The following is a 20,754-nucleotide window of genomic DNA, read 5'->3' on the forward strand; positions in this document are numbered from 1 at the left end:
AAGGCCAAAAAACAACTGTTTGGTATGTAGTTATTTGATATGCAGATATTTAATACTTTTTAAACCTTTCAAAACCCACTCGAAATTTGTTAAAAAGTGTTAAAATGGCGTTAAAGTTTAGTTAAAATGGGCAAAAGTGATGCGCTTTTGCCCTGTTTTTGACTAAAAAATTGTTAAAATTTAAGGTTTAAAAAGTTTTTTGAAAGGATGCTTCTCCCAATTTTTGTTACTCCTTTTTAAAATCGTAAGCGCCGCGTTCTACAAAGTCGGCTACTTTAACTTTTACGCCGGTAACTTTACCATTTTGTACTATAAAAGGAAAAATAGCTTTGCCCATAACCGGGTCAGAAAAAGTTACAAAAAAGCGGTTGCCGCCCAGCGGTTGTAATTTCGCAAACATAGTGGGATGGTGTTCAAAACGCATTTCCAGGTCGCTGTTTTCGCCCTGGGTTACGGTCATGCTGCCATAAAAACTGTTAGTATACTTACCCAGGTACGAGGTTGGTGGTAATGTGGGTTTTAAGGCAAGGGCCACGGTATCGCGCAGTTTGCGTTCGGTTTGTTGTTCGGTCGCGGCACGGGTCTTGTAGTTTTTTAGGTAAGCATCGCTGTAATCATGATATGGTTTGCCCAAAAAAGCATCCAGTATTTCCCAGCGCAAGGCCTCAAAAAGCAGGTTTTGATCGGTATTAGTCAGTATCACAATGCCCAGGTTATCCTGCGGCGATAGGGTAACTGACGAAAGGTAACCGCTAACACCACCATCATGCATAACCAGGCGGTGGTTAAAATAATCCTGTATAAACCAGCCCAGGCCGTACAGCTCAAAATTATTTTCGCCGTTCAGATGGTATTGACTGCCTACAATATCCTGTGGCTCGCGGGTGGCCATAATAGCTGCCTGCGGTATTACCTGGCGGTTGCCTACTTTGCCGTTGTTGAGTAAAGCCATTACCCATTTGCCCATATCGTTGGCGGATGAACTGATGGCGCCGGCGGGGGCAAGACCATCTATCTGGCAATAAGGTATGGGTGCAAGCCGGCCGTCGGTTAAGGTATGCGCCACGGTACGGTTAAGTGATTTGGGCAGATCTTTGGTTAATGCCAGGGTGTTGGTCATGCCCAGCGGCGCAAAAATAGCCTCTTTAAGATATACTTCCCATGGCTTAGTAGTCACGCGTGGAATGATCTCGCCGGCAGTTAAAAAAGCGGCATTGGTATAGCCCCATTTGGTACGGAAAGGATAGGTAGCCTTCAACTCACCCAGTTTTTCAATCACCTGGGCGCGGGTAAGATTGGTGTTGTAGAAAGTAAAGTCGCCCTGAAAAGTCTGGAAACCAAGGCGGTGACACAGCAGGTCGCGCACGGTAGCTTCCTGGCCGGCAAACTTATTCTCCAGTTTAAACTCGGGGATATACTTGGTTACTTTATCATCAAGGGATAGTTTATTGTTGGCCTGCAGCATGGCCAGGGCAGTAGCGGTAAAGGCTTTGGTATTGCTGCCAATCATAAACAGGGTATTGATATCCACTGTATTAGGCAATCCCAGTTCTTTGATACCATAGCCTTTTACCAATACTATTTTGTTGTCTTTTACTATACAAACGGCAATTCCAGGAACGCGCCAATTGGTTAAAGCCTTACTGATGTACAGGTCCAAACTGTCCCTGATAAACTTGGAGCGATCGGCATGCTGCGCCTGAGCTGTTGCAAAAAGGGAAATACAAATAATAAAAGGCAGCAATATTTTTTTCATTATACTGGATAATTTACGTACATGATTTGTGCTAATTTAATGCAAAATTTACAACGGCTTTACTTAATTGTAAATTAACGCCGCAATCTTCATTAAAACACCCAGTATATGAAATTTTTCCGTTCGGGATCATTATTCCTTACCGCTGTATTGCTCATTTTGGGCGGATACGCAGTAAAAGCACAACGGTTGCCAACTCATTGGACAAAGGATGGCTACCAGTATTACAAAATCACCGGCGATGGTATCAGGATACTCGATACCCGCGATACCAGCAAAAAAACCTTATGGATAAGTAAAGAGATGCTTACACCACAAGGAAGTGCGCCGCTCAATGTAAAAAGGTTTTCTGTATCGGCCGATGGGCAAAAGCTGCTCATTAATACCAATACTAAAAAAGTATGGCGTTATGATACCCGGGGCGATTACTGGGTGTATGATACCAACACCAAAAAGCTATGGCAATTAGGTAAAAACTTGCCAGAGTCCTCATTAATGTTTGCCAAATTTTCGCCCGATGGACTTAAGGCTGCCTATGTGAGCGGGCATAATATTTATGTGGAAAATCTGGCAGATGCTTCGGTTAAACAATTAACTACCGATGGTAGTACCCGGTTGATCAACGGAACTTTTGATTGGGCCTATGAGGAAGAATTTGGCTGTCGCGATGGTTTCCGCTGGTCGCCAGATAGCAAGTCGATAGCCTACTGGCAGATAGATGCCAGCAAGATAAAAAGCTACCTGATGCTGAATACAACCGATTCCATATATCCTTATGTGGTGCCTGTTGAGTATCCGGTTGCCGGGCAGGACCCCAGCTCGTGCAAAGTTGGTGTGGTGGATATTACTACAGGTAAAACCAACTGGATAAATACTCCAGGCGACGCCGTGCAGCATTATATACCACGCATGGAGTGGACGCTAAACTCCAACGAAATTATCCTGGAGCAATTGAACAGGGCGCAAACCGAAAGTAGGGTGTTTATCGGCAATGTATCCAACGGTACCGCCAGCCTGATTCGTGAAGAAAAAAGTAGTGCCTGGATTGATGGTAAAGAACGCTGGAATAACGGTGATCCTATAGGTTGGGAATGGGTAAATAAAGGCAAAGAGTTTTTATGGGTGAGCGAAAAGGACGGCTGGAAACACATTTACCGTATAACCCGTGAAGGTAAAGAAACACTGGTAACCAAAGGTGATTATGATGTGATCAGTATAAACCTGATTGATGAAGCATCCGGGTATATTTACTTTATGGCTTCACCAGATAATGCCACCCAGAAGTACCTGTATCGCATTAAAATTGCCGGCGCTGCAAAACCAGAGTGCGTTTCGCCGGCTGATGAACCGGGTACACATAGTTATGATATTTCGCCAAATGGCAAGGTAGCCCTGCACAATTTCTCCAACAGTTATACTCCTCCGGCAAGCGAAGTAGTGAGCCTGCCCGAGCATAAACATATTGCTGGTAACATCATAACATTGGATAAAAACGCTAAAAATAAGACTGAGTTTTTTAAGGTTAAAACTGTTGATGGTATTGAAATAGATGGCTGGATGAAAAAGCCCACCAATTTTGATCCGCATAAAAAATATCCGGTGGTATTTATGGTTTATGGGGAACCTGCTGCGCAAACGGTTACTGATACCTGGGGAGCAGGAATGAACAGGCTGTACGCAGGCAGTATGGCCGATGATGGCTACATCTACATGTCGGTTGAAGGACGTGGTGCACCTGCACCAAAAGGTACAGCCTGGCGTAAAGCAATTTATAAAAACATTGGTATCATTAATATCCGCGACCAGGCTATGGCGGCAAAAGAGATACTAAAATGGCCGTTTGTTGACTCCTCCCGTATAGCTGTTCACGGCTGGAGCGGTGGCGGTTCATCAACCCTTAACCTCATGTTCCAGTACCCGGATATTTACAAAACGGGCATAGCTGTTGCCGCTGTTGGTGATCAGCTTACTTATGATAATATTTACCAGGAACGTTATATGGGTGTGCCAGTTGATGATGAAGGCCGTGCGGCATTTATCAAAGGATCGCCGATAACTTACGCTAAAAATCTGCGGGGTAACCTGCTATATATACATGGTACCGGCGACGATAACGTGCACTATAAAAATGCCGAGGAGCTGATTAATGAGCTGGTAAAATATAACCGCCAGTTTGAGCTGATGTCATATCCTAACCGCACGCACAGTATTTCTGAAGGCGAGGGTACCGGCCTGCATTTAAGAACCCTGTTCACCAGGTATTTAAAAGAGCACTGCCCACCAGGAGGCAGATAGAAAAGTTTTAATGATCCTGTATTGCTGATAAAAATCAGTAATACAGGATTTTTGATGGTGATTGTATCACAGGCATAGATTTAAGCGTAATGTTCATAATTAACCACTTAAATCTCTTGCTTTATGAAAAAAACAACAAACCTTATCTCAGCATTTGGTCTTTTAATTATCATCCTGTTAGTAGCTATTTCGGCCTGTAAAAAAGATACATCACCTAAAAACGTTGGTATTGTCGGGAAATGGCAGCAAGCCCAGTTTAAGGGAACAAATAATTATGAATTTAGAAGTGATCAAACTTTTAAATATTATACGCTGGCAATTGACTCGGTTACTAAAAAAGTTTTAGGATATCGCACTAAAATAGAAGGCAAATACAGTATTCTTCAAAACGATTCATTGAGATTGTATGCTATGGTTGCTTATTCAACCTTAGGCGGCAATTTTACAACCGAAGATAAGTTGCAGAAGATTAATAGCGTCGATAACTCAGGTTATCGCTTTTCAATTAATGATAAAACAAATCAGCTTTCCCTGTTTTTTAAATGCCCGGATTTTGCCGATTGCGTCCCTTCGCCTATGGTTTATATTAAACAATAGGTGTTTAAATAAGATCAAATGATTAGTAGGTAAAGTACCGGGTATCGATAGCCGGTACTTTACTATATTGAGAAAGATGAATAATAATATCAATAAGGCTGGCTGCTGGCTTCGCCATCAGTATAAAGCTGATCTTCGGGTTTGGCAATGGATCGGATATCGCCATCAAAATCACTTTTACGGCCAAGCATGGTAAAGTTTTCAGCAACCACTTCGGTAGTGTATTTTTTAATGCCTTCCTTGTCTTCAAAGGAGCGGGTGCGTAGTTTACCTTCTATGTAAACAAGCTTCCCTTTTTGTAAAAATTTAGCCGCCATATCGGCCAAACCACGCCACATTACAATATTATGCCATTCGGTTTGTTCAACTTTTCGGCCATCTTTATTAAAGGTTTCAGAAGTAGCTAAAGGGAAACTGGTTACAGACACTCCACCTTCTAAAATTCGCACCTCAGGATCTTTGCCCAAATGACCTACAAGTATTACTTTATTAATTCCAGACATGCCATAAAATAACGAAAAATTATTTTATAAATTAAAAATATTTTTTATTAATATAACTACAGGTTTTGGGAATGCCAGGTTTGGCAGGTTTTGAACCCTGGTATAAAACCAGTTGGAGTCTAATTTAATGGGCTTGGATTCTATTTTAATCAACCTGATATACAGGCGTTGGTGAGTAAGAATATGCTTTTGTACAGGTAAGTTATCAGCAGAAATTTTGATATCGTTACCGAAAATTTCCTTTACTGCGGAATGATCCATCAGTTCGGGCAGAGGTAAAAGAGACGCTGTTTCTACCATTGGGAGGTCATATAAGTTGGCCCAGATGTCTTTATCGCCCCTTTTATTCATTAATACAGAGTCTTTATCGGTCACTAAAAAATAATTAAAAAAGCGTTCGCGCACTTTTACTGTCTTTAATTTAACCGGGAGCGTAGTAGTGGCATTATTTATAAAAGCAAAGCAATCCAGGTGCACCGGGCAGATACCGCAAGCCGGATTTTTGGGTTTACATAACATCGCGCCAAACTCCATCATGGCTTGATTATGCAAACCGGGATTTTTCTTATTAATTAAATTGTTGGCAAGTTCCTGGAATGTTTTTTTACCGCCGGTTGAATTGATGGGTTCATCGATGCCAAAATAACGGGCAAGTACCCGGTAAACATTGCCATCAACAACGGCTTTAGCTTCATTTGCCGAGAATGAGGAGATGGCTGAAGCTGTGTATTCGCCAATGCCTTTTAATTTAATGAGCTCGTCGTAACGTTGAGGAAATATACCATGATACTGTTCCTGTATCTGTTTGGCTGTTTTAAGCATATTACGGCCGCGTGAATAATAACCCAGGCCCTGCCATAGTTTAAGCACTTCGTCCTCACCTGCAGCAGCAAAACTGCTTACGTTTGGATATCTTTCTACAAAACGATAAAAGTAGGGCAAGCCTTGTTCTACCCGCGTTTGCTGCAGGATGATCTCCGAAAGCCAGATCACATAAGCATCAGTGGTATTACGCCAGGGAAGGTCGCGTTTATTTTGAAGATACCATTGTATCAGTTCATCAGTAAAATTCATGACTGTAAAAGTAAGGACTTTTGTGAGGAGGAAAGAGTAAGGATTTTTGAAGTAAGGATTTTGGGATAAGGTATTTTTAGACTTTAAAGTATGGCAAGAGATAGGTCCTGAGGTCCTGTTCTTTACTCCAGAAATCCTTGTTCTAAAAGTCTCTTATTCTTGCTCCAAAAATCCTTGCTCCTTAACGATTTAGCTTACAATTTGTAACGGAAATGTACGTTTTACTTACTTACGAAAAAAAAACTGTTAAATATTTCGCTCTTAAAATATAAAGCGATACTTTTGCAACCCCAAAACAGTTAAGTGTTTATATAATAAATAAAAGTAAATCAGATATGACTAAGGCAGAAATTATAACTGAAATCTCATCTAAGACAGGTATAGAGAAAGTAGACGTGCAGGAAACAGTTGAGGCGTTTTTTAAAGTAGTTAAAAGCTCAATGGTTGGCGGCGAGAACGTTTATGTAAGAGGATTCGGAAGTTTTGTTGTAAAGAAAAGAGCGAAAAAAACAGCCCGCAATATTTCAAAAAATACTGCCATCATTATTCCAGAGCATTTTGTGCCAAGCTTTAAACCAGCTAAAACTTTTGTTGAGAAAGTTAAAACAGGTAACAAAAACAGCAAATAATTTATAAGCATGAATAAGAAACAAATAGCCATTAGTGCAGCCGTAGTTGTTATTATGGGCTATTTGTATTATTTACCCGTTAAAGGTTTAATAAAACCCAAAGAGGCTAAACCAGATAAAGCAAACGTAATGACAGGAAACCGCAAAGCGGCCACTGCTGTAACGGTTGATATGGTATCTGCAACTGCTAAAACCGCAATTGGGGCGGCTTTAACAGCAAAGATAAACGACCTTGAAGGGCAACTAAAAAACGCATCAGGCACCAACGAGCAAAAATTGCAGCAGCAATTAGCCAGTCAGTGGGATGATGTTAACCAGCCGGCCCCGGCAGCATTCTATTACCAGGCTTTGGCCCGTAAGGAAAACAAGCTGGAAGATTGGTTAAATGCAGGTAATCGTTTTAACGATGCTTACAAACTTACACAGGACACTTTATTGCAGCCCGCATTTGTAACAAACGCGGTAGAAGCTTTTCAAAGTGCCCTGAAATTAAAACCAGAAAGCCTTGAGGGTAAAACAGGATTAGGTGTTGCGTATGTAAATGGCGGCGCCGGCCCTATGCAAGGTATAGCCTTATTGCTTGAAGTAGTAAAAAAGGATCCGAACAATTGGAATGCAAACCTGAATTTAGGGATGTTCGCCATGAAATCGGGCCAGTACGAAAAAGCGGTGGGCAGGTTTAAAACATTAATTGCCCAAAAACAAGAGCTGGAGCCAACCTTTTATTTGGCCGAAAGCTATAAACAACTGGGCATGAAAAAGGAAGCTATTGACGCTTACCAAAAATGTAAAGAAATGATGCCTGATCCTGTATTCGGGCAACGCATTGATGAATATATCAAGGAATTAAAGAATTAATCACACATTAAAAATTATTATTATGCCGAGCGGTAAAAAACGTAAAAGACACAAAATGGCTACCCACAAACGCAAAAAGCGTTTAAGAAAAAACAGACATAAAAAGAAATAAGCTGCTTTTTTAAAGCAGCTTTACCTGCTTTTTAACAAAGCAGGTAACTTTAATAGTGTTTTTTTACCCACTTATTAACACGCGGTTTTTACCGTTTTAAGAAATGGAGTAGCAGTTGATAAAAGAATTAATTATCGATTCATCCCCAAACGGGGCTACCATTGCATTATTACAGGACAAACAACTCGTAGAACTTCATAAAGAGCAGGTCAGCAACAATTATACTGTTGGTGATATTTACCTTGGGCGTATCAAAAAGATTATGCCCAGTTTAAATGCAGCCTTTGTAGACGTTGGCTACGAGAAGGATGCCTTTTTGCATTATCTTGATCTTGGTCCGCAGGTACAAAGCCTGCTTAAATTAACCAAACAAGTACGTAGCGGGGGATACCAATCGAAGCTTTTGGACGGCTTTAAGCTGGAAGGTGATATCAATAAAGGAGGAAAGATCTCGGAGATATTATCAAAAAACCAACTTATACCGGTACAAATAGCTAAGGAACCTATATCAACCAAAGGACCACGTTTAAGTTCTGATCTTTCAATAGCCGGCCGTTATGTGGTATTAGTACCATTTTCGGAGGCTATCTCTATTTCCAAAAAAATAAAGAGCAATACAGAGCGAAATCGTTTACGGAAGGTTGTTGAAAGCATTAAGCCAAAGCATTTTGGCGTTATTATCCGTACTGTATCTGAAGGCAAAGGGGTTGATGAATTACAAAAAGACCTGCTTGATCTGATATCTAAATGGGAATCATTCATCACTAAGCTGCCGTCTGTTGAACCATCAAAAAAGGTTTTGGGCGAAATTGGGCGTACTTCAACTATCCTTAGGGATATACTGAATCCCGATTTTCAGCATATTTATGTGAATGATAATGGCATGTTCGAAGAAATTCGGTCATACATTCATGAAATATCACCTGATATGGAAAGTATAGTTCGTATGCATAAGCATAAGGAGCCTATATTTGAGCATTTTGGTGTTGATAAACAGATCAAGGGCGCGTTTGGAAAAACCGTTAACCTTGCCGGTGGCGCTTACCTGGTAATTGAACATACTGAGGCATTGCACGTTATTGACGTTAACAGCGGTAACCGTACAGCCAATAAGGAAAACCAGGAAGAGAATGCCTACCAGGTAAATAAAGAAGCGGCTAAAGAAATTGCTCGTCAGTTGCGCCTACGCGATATGGGCGGTATTGTGGTGATCGATTTTATTGATATGCACAAACCGCAAAACCGCAAGGAGCTATTTGATTATTTACGTGCCGAAATGCAGTACGATAGGGCCAAACATACCATTTTACCACCGAGTAAATTTGGTTTGGTTCAAATCACACGTCAGCGTGTAAGGCCCGAAATGAATATTGTTACCAGCGAAGTGTGCCCAACCTGTAATGGTACCGGTACCATCAGGCCAACCATTTTGCTGATGGATGATATTGAAAATAACTTCAATTATATATTGGACGAGCAAAACGAAAAGGGAATTACCCTATGTGTGCATCCATATATTGAAGCCTACATTAAAAAAGGCATTTACAACCGCCAAATGAAGTGGTTTGTTAAATATGGCCAATGGATCAAGGTTAAAAGCAATCCTGCTTACCAGATCACAGAATTCCGTTTCTTCTCGTCAAAAGACGAAGAAATAAAATTGTAAAGAGATTGATTTGCAGCTATGCAGATTTCAAAATATGCAGCTATTTTAATTAATAGCTGCATATTTTGTTTACAGGGATATGGGGTTCCAACCCTTCATATTTTTAATGAACCCTGAATATGAAACCATATCCAACATAATCAGCTTCTGTGTCGTGGACATACCCTTTAGCCTGTAAGGCCAGATAAGGGGTTATAAAGTATTTAAAACCGGCAGTCCAGTAGGTTTTTGTTGGGAAGAAGCTGTCATAGTGTAAATAATAACCATAGCCGGTCATTAATGCCAGTTTGCCCAACCACAAATCAGGGCCCACTGCAAGGCCAACTCTCCAACGGTCATAAGAGGTGGCATGGGACTGAAAAGTATCCAGGAAGCTTTGTGTTGTATTGGTTATTTTATTATAAACGGTGTTATAGTAAACCGCGTCCGTACCCAGTTTAATGCTAAATGCAGGGCTAAACTTGTAATTATAGCCCATGTAAAAGCCTTCTTTATAAAGACTTTTATTGGTATTTAGCGCCCCCCGGCTGCCTATATTGGCGCCAAACTCAAAAAAGTGCTTATTCTCGGGAGCGGCTTCACTTTCATTTACCGGTCCGCTCTGATTAAGTTTTTGTACAATGCCCAGTGTGTAGGCAAATGCATTTATACCATTGTTGGGCAGCTTAGTTGCACCATTGGAATAATGAAAAACCTCAACGCCTGCTTGTATCCCTGTGGTTTGAGTTATTGGGGTAAATATCTTCAGACCGGCCTGAGTGGCTAAATTAATGTGGCTGCCTATAATAACGTTTTGGCTATTGGTTAGGTGAGTTTCGGTGGCGTACAAGAAGCCAAATCCCGGGGTAAACAATAGTTCCGTACGGTTTATTTTAAGCAAGCCAATCTCTAATCGGCCCAGTACACCATAAGTATCACCAATAAGGCCTTTGGTTGCCTGATCATGGTTTAGTATTAAATGGCTCATATTGCGATAAGAAAATACCGCATCAATACTTTTAATGTTTAGTATCCGGATGTAATCACTTTTATTATCCGCCATATTAATATGGTAAGCCAGTTCGCCCCCAAATAATGGGCCACTCAGATAATTTTTTTCTGGCGAAAAAGTTTTAATGCCCGAAGTACCGCTTATTTCAATACTATTTCCTGTATCCTGCGCTTTTGCGGAAAGACTGAATAACACAAACCCAATAATAACAGATAAAAATTTATTCATAAAGGTCAGTTGCAATAGTTAAAAGTACGATCACTAATTGTGCTTCAAATTTTATCTGCTTTTGTTAAATATGAAAACACAGCCGTGATACGGTTAAAGATAGTTTTATGTTTCCCGATTAATTTAGTTTTTCTGCAATTAATTAATTTTTGCGAAAGTTATAATTTAGGTATACTAGATCGGGTAATTCCTGCTAATTTTATTAGTATATTCACCCCGGATTAACAGATAAATGCGCATATTTGCACATCTGCATTGTGCAGGTTTAAAATATGGCTAAAACCAAAATTGCATACTTCTGCCAGAGCTGTGGCTTTGAATCGGCTAAGTGGCTGGGCAAGTGCCCTTCCTGCCAGCAATGGAATACTTTTGTTGAGGAAATTATTGACAAAGGTAATACCACCTCGGTGCCTACCTGGAAAGTTACTTCAAACACGCAGCAACGGGCCAATAAACCGGTTCAGGTGGCAGATATTACTTTTAGTGAAGAACATCGCATGCAAACGCCCGATAAGGAGTTTAACCGGGTTTTGGGCGGTGGTATAGTAGCCGGTTCTTTAGTGCTTATTGGCGGTGAACCTGGTATTGGTAAATCAACCCTGATGTTGCAATTGGCGCTCAATATGCCAAATCTGAAAGTGCTTTACGTATCGGGCGAAGAAAGTGAACGGCAGATTAAGATGCGGGCGGAAAGGTTGGTGACGCCAGAAGTTCTCAGTCAGCAGTCTTCAGTTAGCAGTCAAAAAATTAATATAGCGGCTCAATCCGAAATTAATAAAGGGTGTTTTATCCTAACAGAAACATCAACCCAGAACATCTTTAAACAAATAGAAGCCCTGGAGCCTGATCTGGTAGTGATTGACTCGATACAGACGCTTCATTCTTCCCATATCGAATCTACTCCCGGCAGCGTATCGCAAGTGCGTGAGTGTACCGCCGAGATGCTTCGTTTTGCTAAGGAGACATCAACCCCTGTATTCCTGATCGGGCATATTACCAAAGATGGTATGATTGCAGGCCCTAAAATATTGGAACATATGGTTGATACCGTTTTGCAATTTGAAGGCGACCGGCATCATGTTTACCGCATATTACGCACGGTAAAAAACCGGTTCGGTTCGGCATCGGAATTAGGTATTTACGAAATGCTGGGTGAAGGCTTAAGGGAAGTTTCCAACCCATCAGAAATATTATTGTCGCAACGGGATGAACCTTTAAGCGGTATTACCATATCTGCCACATTGGAGGGTATGCGACCGATGTTAATAGAAACGCAGGCATTGGTAAGTACATCTGCTTATGGTACGCCGCAACGCACCGCTACGGGCTTTGATACCAAACGGATGAGCATGTTGCTGGCTGTTCTGGAAAAACGCTGTGGTTTTAGACTGGGTGCCAAGGATGTGTTTTTAAATATTACCGGAGGTATCCGGGTTGAAGATCCAGCTATTGACCTGGGTTTAGCAGCAGCCATTATATCCTCACATGAGGATATGCCAATTCCCTTTAAAACTTGCTTTGCAGGTGAACTTGGACTATCAGGTGAGATAAGAGCAGTAAACCGGGTAGAGCAACGCATTGCCGAAGCACAAAAACTCGGTTTTAATCAGATATTTATATCCAAATATAATCTCCCATCAGCAGGGCAGGATAAAAAGCGGATGGATCTGTCGCGCTACGATATTGAAATAAAAATAGTGAGCAGCATTGAAGAGGTATTCAGCCAGCTTTTTGGATAGTTTTTAGGCTTTAGGATGATAGGACTTTTGAGATTATTGGACTATTAGATCATCTGAAAAAGGAGACTGTAAGGCAAAGATAAAGGGTTCATTATTCTCATAAACTCTAATAAAAAAACAAAAGAGCAAAGGACTGAAAATCCTTTGCTCTTTTGTTTTTTATCTTTTTTCGAAGGTCTAATAATCCCCTTGTCCAAATGATCTAATAGTCCATTTGGCTTATATTCCTGTCGGCGGAACAAGTTTACGTATACTGTTATTGTTGCTATCTGCTATCCAAATATTTCCGCTGGCATCAGCTACAAGGCCCTGTGGCGCATTAAATAGAGCGTTAGCGCCTTGTCCATCAACAAAGCCTGCTGTCGCTGTTTTGCCTGCTAATGTAAGTAAAACCTTATTGGCGGTTAACTCTAATACACGCCCGTTTTGATCGCTTATGAATAAATTACCTTTAGCATCAAAAGCAAGGGCTCCCGGGTTGCTGATCAACGCAGATAGTTTAAGGCCGCCAACAACGGTTGTCACTACTCCGGCGGTAGTAATCTTGCGGATGGCATAGTTTTGCAGATCTGCTACATAAATATTGCCTTGAGCATCCAATGCAATGCCATTTGGCTGGTTAAATTGTGCGGTTGTTGCCGTAGCATTGTCAACATAACCGGCTGTTGTTTTGCCAGCTATAGTAGTTACCACACCTGCTGCTGTAACCTTACGGATAAGATTATTACCCTGATCGGCCACATATAAATTTCCTTGACCATCCAGTGCCAGACCCCGCGGACTGTTAAAGGTAGCTTTGTTTCCTGTGCCATCGGCATAACCGGCATCACCACTTCCGGCAAGGGTACTTACGGTGCCATTTGCCGATATTTTACGGATCATATTGTTGCCAAAATCGGCTACATAAATATTGCCGGCAGCATCGGCCACCAGGCTTTGTGGTGCATAAAATTTAGCAGTAGCAACCGGGCCGTCAACGTAACCTATACTTCCGGTACCAGATACGGTAGTTACTACACCGGCCGGTGTAACTTTTCGAATAGCACTGTTAAAGGAATCCGCTACGTAAATATTCCCGGAGGCGTCAATACTTAGTCCTTGTGGACTATCAAATACCGCATTTGAACCGGTCCCGTCCGCAAATCCAGTAGTTGCACTGCCTGCAACTGTGCTCACGGTACCTCCCAGGGCCGACAGATCTGCACTGGTCGTAAATTGAATAGTATTACCATATACAGTTCCGGAAGCACTAATAGCATAAGCCCTTAAATAATATGTTGTTTTGGGAGTTAAGCCGGTTATTTTACTGGCATAGCTCAGTACCGTAGCGGTGTCGGTAGTTTTAGAGTCGGCAGTGGTAGGGTTTTGATTGCTTGTGCTCCAGCATACTCCAAGCCCCGTTAGGCTTTGAGTTAAGGTTGTGGTAATTAATCCACCGCTATATGCACCCGTGCCGGTAGCCGTGGAGGTTACATCCATGGTTACTAAAGTAGGTGGAGTGCCCGATATGCCTGATGAGCTTTTGTTACAGCTGGTGACGGTTAAAAAAACAGCTAGCAGACTTGTAGCAAAAAAAATGGATTTAGTTAAGGTTTTGTTCATGTGTTAATAGATTAAGTAGTAAGTATGTTATTAAGCACTTTATTAACTCTATACGTGACAGCATATTATTTAGCTACATGGGTTTTAACATATCTTAACAGATGGCATTAAAAACCTTTTTTATAGTCTGAAAATGGCCTCTGTGGTCTCTAAATAGATGTTTTTGAATGAGGATAGTATGAAGAAGGGTAATATGATCGGGGCATATAACATTTTGCCTATATAATTGTTACAATACAATAAACAATAGCCATGAAATTCCCCATATTTCTAATAGCCCTTTTAGTTTCATCTGCTGTTTTAGCGCAACAGCATACACCTTTACCACACGGTATGGTTTATGGCACAAAACCAGATACGCAGGCCATGATGAATGCAACAAAACTGGAAAGCTTCATGGGGAAAAAGACCCGGATCAGTACCACTATTGAGGGCCGGGTGATTAGGGTGATCCACGAAAAAGGTGGTTGGTTTGAGTTAGATGCAGGCGGAGGTAAAGTAATCACCGCGCATTTTAAAAATTATAATGTTAATATTCCAGCGGATATAGCCAGGCGCGTGGTAATTATTGAAGGGGTGGCACAAAAACAATTCATAGCCGATGATCTTCAACATCTGGCGGGTGATACAGTTACCGGGAAGAAACAACACCAGGTGAAAACTAATGCCAAAAGGAAGCTGACCTTTGAGGTAAAAGGATTGCAGGTGGATAAGTAAGCTCCCTCAAGAGAACTCATATCGAATAATGAATTTCCAACATCGAAGTTATTATGTGATACCCCCGTGTCTGATATTTAATACTTCATAAACCCTTATTTGGGGCGTTTAGGTGGGTTTACATGTAAACCCACTATATGATATTATTTTTTATTTAATTATTTGATTATCAATTATTTATATAGATATTGACCGTGAAAAGTGTAAACCATGTAAACCCACTTTTATAGCAAAATGGGGCGGTTATTGGTGGATTATGCTTAACCTCATCTTTTAAATACACTGCTATTGAATAGGGAATTTTTGAATAGCATCTTAAAATGAAAAAGGGAATCTATATATAATGGATTCCCTTTTTCATTTTAAGATTATTTTTAATGCTGCTTAAAACTTAGCGTCGCGGGTTAATACGGATGGTTCCAGGTATAAATCGGCTGTAAATAATTCTTTTACTTTTTGCGATATCTCGTTACGGTTAACGGTTGAGGCATCTTTACGACATTTGATATAATGTTCACGCGCCACTTTTTCGGCCAGATCGCCCAGGGTTTTTACTTTGAGCTCCTTACCAAATTTACCGGCCAGCATTAAGCCTGTTATGGCAACAATGGCTCCGATCAAAGCCATTACCGGCTGGTAAAAGAAGCCAACTGCTGATGCCAGAAGCACAAATAGAAATGTGCCTACAATGCCCTGTTTAGGTTGTAAAAGATTAATCTTGAAACCCATTTCGCGTTCAATCTCGGCAATTACCTGTAAACGGGTATCTCTGGGAAAAATATCAGCCAGTTTGGTTTGGGGTTTTATTAACTCTTTTGGAGGCGAAATAGTAGAGTTAATGGCGTTACGTATTTTATAAAATGCCTGTTGGGTGGTACAGCTATCGTTATTGGTTTGTTTTACCTTCTCTACCACAATATCACAAAGCTTGCCGAAGGTTTTTACATCCTTGCAGGATGTGTCGTCTAAACGGATATTAAAGGATCTTTCAATTTTTACAAGAACATCACCTATCTCCTCAGGATCAACATTATTCAGGTTGAATGCCTGCGTACTATTCGAATTAACTTTCAATCTATACTAACTTAGTTCAACAATAATTTACCTGCAGCCTGGGGGCTACAGGTAAATGTTATCGGTAATTAGACTGCGTGTGCAATCTAATGTTTTAATTATTTTATTTGCTCAGGTACATTGATTTCTCTTTGTACAAATGCCTGAAATAAGGATCCTGAAGGTTAGGGATAAAACGGATGGCTTCGCCGGTTGATTTCATTTCGGGTCCCAGTTCCTTGTTCACTTCGGGGAATTTATCGAAGGAGAATACAGGCTCTTTGATGGCATAACCCCAAAGTTTGCGCTCGATAGTGAAATCTTTAAGTTTGTTAACACCAAGCATTACCTTGGCGGCTATGTTGATGTAGGGTACGTCGTACGCTTTGGCAATGAATGGTACCGTACGAGAGGCACGTGGGTTAGCCTCAATCACATATACCTGGTCATTCTTAACCGCAAACTGGATGTTCAGCAAACCGCGTACATTTAAAGCCTTGGCTATTTTTATAGTATACTCCTCCATCTGGCTGATCACGTTGTCTGACAGGTCAAACGGGGGAAGTACAGAGAATGAGTCGCCGGAGTGGATACCTGCAGGCTCAATATGTTCCATCATACCTATAATGTGCACATCGTCTCCATCGCTGATCGAGTCGGTTTCGGCCTCGGCAGCACGGTCAAGGAAGTGGTCGATCAGTACACGGTTTCCGGGAAGGTTTTTCAACAAGCTAACTACAGCCTTTTCCAGGTCTTCATCGTTGATCACAATGCTCATTCCCTGGCCACCTAATACATAACTTGGGCGTACCAATACGGGATAACCAACCTGGTGAGCTACTTCAAGAGCTTCTTCAGCGCTTTCGGCAACGCCATATTTAGGATAAGGAATTTCAAGATCTTTTAACAGGTCTGAGAAACGGCCCCGATCTTCGGCGATGTCCATGTCGTTAAATGATGTACCGATAATCTTAATGCCATGTTCGTGCATTTTCTCGGCCATTTTTAACGCAGTTTGTCCGCCAAGCTGAACAATTACACCATAAGGTTTCTCCAGCTCGATGATCTCGCGTACATGCTCCCAGTATACCGGCTCAAAATAAAGCTTGTCGGCCATGTTAAAGTCGGTCGAAACAGTTTCAGGGTTACAGTTCACCATGATGGCTTCAAAACCTGATTCTTTGGCGGCAAGCAGGCCGTGTACACAGCTGTAATCAAATTCGATACCCTGGCCAATACGGTTAGGGCCCGATCCTAATACAATTATTTTCTTTTTATCAGACGATACTGATTCGTTCTCGCCTTCGTAGGTAGAGTAGTAGTATGGTGTTTTGGCCGGGAACTCTGCAGCGCAGGTATCAACCATTTTGTAAACACGGTTAATGCCGAGGGCTTTACGGCGCTGGTAAACGTCCTCTTCGGTTACGTTGCCCAATATGTAGGCTATTTGAGTATCTGAGAACCCTTTTTGTTTCAGGGTGTACAGGAATTCCTCAGGGATGTTAGTTAAGGAATAGCGGCGCAGTTCGTTTTCCAGGTTTACCACATCCTGGATCTGGTTCAGGAACCAGCGATCAATTTTGGTAACTTTACGTACCGATTCAATTGGCACTCCCAAACTTAATGCATCGTATACATGGAAAAGTCTGTCCCAGCTTGGGTGCTCCAGGCTGTGCATGATCTCTTCCAGGTTGCGGTTTTGGCGGCCGTCGGCACCTAAGCCAGCGCGACCGATCTCTAAACTCTGACAGGCTTTCTGCAATGCTTCTATAAAGCTGCGGCCAATACCCATCACTTCGCCTACCGATTTCATTTGCAAACCCAACTCGCGGTTAGCGCCTTTAAACTTATCAAAGTTCCAGCGGGGTATTTTAACGATCACATAATCCAGCGTAGGCTCAAAATAAGCCGAAGTGGTTTTGGTGATCTGGTTTTCAATTTCGTCAAGGTTATAGCCTATAGCCAGTTTGGCAGCAATTTTGGCAATTGGATAACCAGTTGCTTTTGATGCCAGGGCTGATGAGCGTGAAACGCGGGGGTTAATTTCAATAGCGATGATAGATTCATCAGCCGGGTTAACCGAAAACTGTACGTTACAGCCGCCGGCAAAGTTACCAATGGCGCGCATCATTTTAATGGCCTGGTTCCGCATCTCCTGATAGCAACGATCGCTCAGAGTCATGGCAGGTGCCACGGTGATCGAGTCGCCGGTATGGATACCCATCGGGTCAAAGTTTTCGATAGAGCAGATAATGATCACATTATCATTGCTATCACGCAATAGCTCTAGCTCGTATTCTTTCCAGCCTAAAACCGCTTGCTCCACCAAAACCTCATGGGTTGGTGATGCCTGCAGACCACGGCTTAAAGCGGCATCAAATTCTTCTTTTTTGTGTACAAAACCGGCACCTTTACCACCCAGCGTATAGCTCGGACGGATAACCAGGGGAAAGCCGATTTCCTGAGCTGCTTCTTTGCCTTCTAAAAACGAGTTGGCAATTTTCGAAGTAGCAACACCCACCCCAATATCAACCATTAATTGGCGAAAAGCTTCGCGGTTTTCGGTTTTTTCTATCGCGGCCAAGTCAACGCCAACAATTTTGACGCCATATTTTTCCCAGATTCCGAGTTCAGCAACGCTGATACAAAGGTTAAGGGCGGTCTGGCCTCCCATGGTAGGCAGTACTGCGTCAATTTGCTGTTCCTGTAATATTTTTTCAATACTTTCAGGTTCAAGTGGCAACAGATACACATGATCAGCAATAACCTTATCTGTCATGATAGTGGCAGGGTTACTGTTGATGATGGATACGGTAATGCCTTCGTCTTTCAGGGAAAGGGCGGCTTGTGAGCCAGCGTAATCAAATTCGCAGGCCTGGCCGATAATAATAGGGCCGGAGCCAATAATGAGAACAGATTTGATGGAATTATCTTTGGGCATAGGGCTTTTTTTAAGTCAAAAGTTCTAAGTCAAAAGTTAAAGGCTTTTTAAGGCCCGTAAACGATTTTTCCTATGCACTGAAGGCGAGAAATCCCGACCTCAGTGTCGGGGTGCAAAGATATGTTTTTGTTAAACTTTTTTTGTTATTTTTTTACAAAATTTCAGAAAGTCTCTATAACCTGATTTTGCATTGCTTTTCATGCACTAAAATGTGTTTTTAAATACAAAAAATGTATTTTTAAATATTGTTGCGATAAACCAGTTCAAAACCCCTGTAGATATTGTGTTTTTACCTGTTTTTAAGGTAAATTATACCGAACTTTAAGTTGAGGCTCGTGTATAAGAATCGCCGAACTTTTATCTGTAGCTTACTGGTCAACCATCTGAATTAAAATGATGAAGAAACTTACATTTATTTTGCTTGCTTCAATTTTATTTTTAAACAGCTGTGCTATGATGCAACGTGTTGTAAAAGGGACATTTCCTTATACCGCTAATATGGTAATCCCGGCATCAGCAAGTATAGGTGAACCCCATACCGCCATAAGTACCGCTAACAGCTTTGATCAGGATTTTACCAAAGATGGCAATAATGCGGGTAAAATAAGTGAAGTACGCATCGTGTCAGCCAAACTGGAATCCAAAGACCCCGCTAACTATAATATTGGTAATGTTGTTTCGCTAAGATTATATATGGCCAAAGCTGATGGAAGCGAAGAGGTAATGGTTGCAATACGTAAGGATATTGCAGCTGCAGCAGGTAACAGTATTGTACTGGATATTGATAACTCCCATTTTCTTGACGAGTTGGTGCGGCAACCCAGTGTACGCATCAGGATGGTTTACAAATTGCGTAAAGCCAATGATGTAGATGTAAGTTTGAAATTATCGCTGGGTATCGCTGCTGACCGGCAGTAGTTAATTGCCAAGTGTAAAAGTAATAGGAACACTATATTGCACTCTTACAGGCATGCCGAATTGTGTGCCTGGTATCCATTTAGGTGATTCCTTAAGCACCCGTATGGCTTCGTTATCAAAAATCGGCGTCACCGATTTGCTTACTTTTATATCAGAAAGCTCACCATTTTTTTCAACTACAAATGAGAGTATCACCTGGCCTTGTATGCCTTTTTGACGAGCCAGATCTGGGTATATAATGTTTCTCGACAAATATCGTCCAAAGCGTTCGATACCTCCTTTAAACTCCGGCGGCACTCCTCTTGCGCCTGAGTAAGTGCTGGTTTTGCCATATCGGTTCGATGCATTTCCAATTAGTAGTTTGCCGTTGTCGTAACTTTCGGTGAAAGTGATGTGGTTGTTCCTATATTCGCCTTTCCAATTTCCATCTCTTCGACCGTTTTTGATATTACCTTCCTCCTCAACGTAAATGAATTTGTCATCGTAGCTTTTCATATAGCCATTCCCATCCTTTACAAGTACGTTTCCCAACGAATCATTACATGATTCTATCAGTGCGTCATTCCGGTATTCGCTTTCACGGGTTTCTTTTTCCGGATAGTTTAATAAAAGATAGCGTTTGCCATTTGGATAGTACAGGACCTCGTTCCCGGTTTTTGAGTTGTTTTTGTAGTTCGATAGCCGTTGTTTTAGACCGTTAGCATAATAGGTAATACGTGGCCCTTCATATTTGGGCGGATCGATACTTCTTGATTTTCCGACAAGTTTTTGGGCGCCATTGAGGTAAAATTCAACAACATTGTATAGTGTTGAAGCAGAATCGGGTTCTCTAACTATCCTGATATAATCGGCGCTGTCCCGAACATTTACATATTTACCATTGTTTTTCAGGAAATAAATATTTTGCCTTTGCGCAAAGCATATGCTTGCAGTTAATAGAAAGAGAGAAGTAAAAAATAATTTCATCAAAACAGTGACGGTTTAGCACACACAAAGCTACTGCAATAATTATAATTATGCCCAATAAAAGTAATCTGCCCGGTTTATACCTGGGCTTTGAAAATAGAAGATAATT

The 20,754-nt window shown here is 41.5% G+C and carries 15 protein-coding genes and 1 pseudogene; 8 read left to right on the plus strand and 8 right to left on the minus strand.

Going from position 1 to position 20,754, the window contains the following annotated elements; genetic code table 11:
• Positions 1-226: 226 nt before the first annotated feature.
• The gene (locus G7092_RS23205; RefSeq protein WP_166093062.1) at positions 227-1,756 is read right to left on the minus strand and encodes a serine hydrolase; all 1,530 of its coding nucleotides are present in this window, start codon (positions 1,754-1,756) and stop codon (positions 227-229) included.
• A 108-nt stretch (positions 1,757-1,864) separates the two neighbouring features.
• Between G7092_RS23205 and G7092_RS23210 the strand changes: the two genes are divergently transcribed.
• Entirely contained in the window at positions 1,865-4,051 is a 2,187-nt protein-coding gene (locus tag G7092_RS23210) for a S9 family peptidase (protein ID WP_166093064.1), read from the plus strand.
• 123 nt (positions 4,052-4,174) lie between these two features.
• Positions 4,175-4,648: a hypothetical protein gene (locus G7092_RS23215; protein WP_166093066.1), complete on the plus strand. Its 474-nt coding sequence runs from the start codon at positions 4,175-4,177 to the stop codon at positions 4,646-4,648.
• Between the two features lie 89 nt (positions 4,649-4,737).
• Here G7092_RS23215 and G7092_RS23220 read toward each other — a convergent pair whose 3' ends face one another.
• Positions 4,738-5,151 carry a single-stranded DNA-binding protein gene (locus tag G7092_RS23220; RefSeq protein WP_235953919.1) on the minus strand — a complete coding sequence of 138 codons (414 nt, stop codon included), beginning with the start codon at positions 5,149-5,151 and terminating at the stop codon, positions 4,738-4,740.
• Between the two features lie 24 nt (positions 5,152-5,175).
• Positions 5,176-6,225, minus strand: a complete 1,050-nt coding sequence (mutY, locus tag G7092_RS23225; protein WP_166093068.1) for an A/G-specific adenine glycosylase — start codon at positions 6,223-6,225, stop codon at positions 5,176-5,178.
• 305 nt (positions 6,226-6,530) lie between these two features.
• Here mutY and G7092_RS23230 point away from each other — a divergent pair.
• From G7092_RS23230 to G7092_RS23240, 3 genes and pseudogenes are all read left to right on the plus strand, one after another.
• Positions 6,531-6,854 (plus strand): annotated as a pseudogene (locus tag G7092_RS23230) (HU family DNA-binding protein); the annotation flags it as partial.
• 9 nt (positions 6,855-6,863) lie between these two features.
• Complete coding sequence (locus G7092_RS23235) at positions 6,864-7,712, plus strand: tetratricopeptide repeat protein (RefSeq protein ID WP_166093070.1); 849 nt, start codon at positions 6,864-6,866, stop codon at positions 7,710-7,712.
• Between the two features lie 227 nt (positions 7,713-7,939).
• A complete protein-coding gene (locus G7092_RS23240; RefSeq protein ID WP_166093073.1) occupies positions 7,940-9,490 on the plus strand; it encodes an Rne/Rng family ribonuclease in 1,551 nt (516 codons plus the stop codon).
• A 103-nt stretch (positions 9,491-9,593) separates the two neighbouring features.
• Here G7092_RS23240 and G7092_RS23245 read toward each other — a convergent pair whose 3' ends face one another.
• Positions 9,594-10,709: an acyloxyacyl hydrolase gene (locus G7092_RS23245; protein ID WP_166093075.1), complete on the minus strand. Its 1,116-nt coding sequence runs from the start codon at positions 10,707-10,709 to the stop codon at positions 9,594-9,596.
• 272 nt (positions 10,710-10,981) lie between these two features.
• On the opposite strand from G7092_RS23245, the gene radA reads away from it, so the two are divergent.
• Positions 10,982-12,448 (plus strand): DNA repair protein RadA, encoded by a 1,467-nt coding sequence (gene radA / locus G7092_RS23250; protein WP_166093077.1) that lies wholly within the window; start codon positions 10,982-10,984, stop codon positions 12,446-12,448.
• Positions 12,449-12,667: 219 nt separating this feature from the next.
• Here the strand turns inward: radA and G7092_RS23255 are convergent, their stop codons facing one another.
• On the minus strand, positions 12,668-14,050 hold the full coding sequence (locus G7092_RS23255) for an NHL domain-containing protein (RefSeq protein WP_166093080.1): 1,383 nt from the start codon (positions 14,048-14,050) through the stop codon (positions 12,668-12,670).
• A 252-nt stretch (positions 14,051-14,302) separates the two neighbouring features.
• Here G7092_RS23255 and G7092_RS23260 point away from each other — a divergent pair, with 252 nt between their 5' ends.
• Positions 14,303-14,767, plus strand: coding sequence for a DUF4920 domain-containing protein (locus tag G7092_RS23260; protein ID WP_166093082.1), 465 nt, complete (start codon positions 14,303-14,305; stop codon positions 14,765-14,767).
• Between the two features lie 384 nt (positions 14,768-15,151).
• On the opposite strand, the gene G7092_RS23265 is transcribed toward G7092_RS23260, so the two are convergent.
• Positions 15,152-15,841 (minus strand): YtxH domain-containing protein, encoded by a 690-nt coding sequence (locus G7092_RS23265; protein ID WP_166093083.1) that lies wholly within the window; start codon positions 15,839-15,841, stop codon positions 15,152-15,154.
• Positions 15,842-15,944: 103 nt separating this feature from the next.
• On the minus strand, positions 15,945-18,761 hold the full coding sequence (gene carB / locus G7092_RS23270) for a carbamoyl-phosphate synthase large subunit (protein ID WP_166093086.1): 2,817 nt from the start codon (positions 18,759-18,761) through the stop codon (positions 15,945-15,947).
• Positions 18,762-19,214: 453 nt separating this feature from the next.
• Here carB and G7092_RS23275 point away from each other — a divergent pair, with 453 nt between their 5' ends.
• A complete protein-coding gene (locus tag G7092_RS23275) occupies positions 19,215-19,679 on the plus strand; it encodes a hypothetical protein (RefSeq protein ID WP_166093088.1) in 465 nt (154 codons plus the stop codon).
• On the opposite strand, the gene G7092_RS23280 is transcribed toward G7092_RS23275, so the two are convergent.
• The gene (locus G7092_RS23280; protein ID WP_166093090.1) at positions 19,680-20,645 is read right to left on the minus strand and encodes an energy transducer TonB; all 966 of its coding nucleotides are present in this window, start codon (positions 20,643-20,645) and stop codon (positions 19,680-19,682) included. It abuts the gene before it with no gap.
• Between the last annotated feature and the right edge of the window lie 109 nt (positions 20,646-20,754).

Source organism: Mucilaginibacter inviolabilis, from assembly GCF_011089895.1.
Lineage (GTDB): Bacteria > Bacteroidota > Bacteroidia > Sphingobacteriales > Sphingobacteriaceae > Mucilaginibacter > Mucilaginibacter inviolabilis.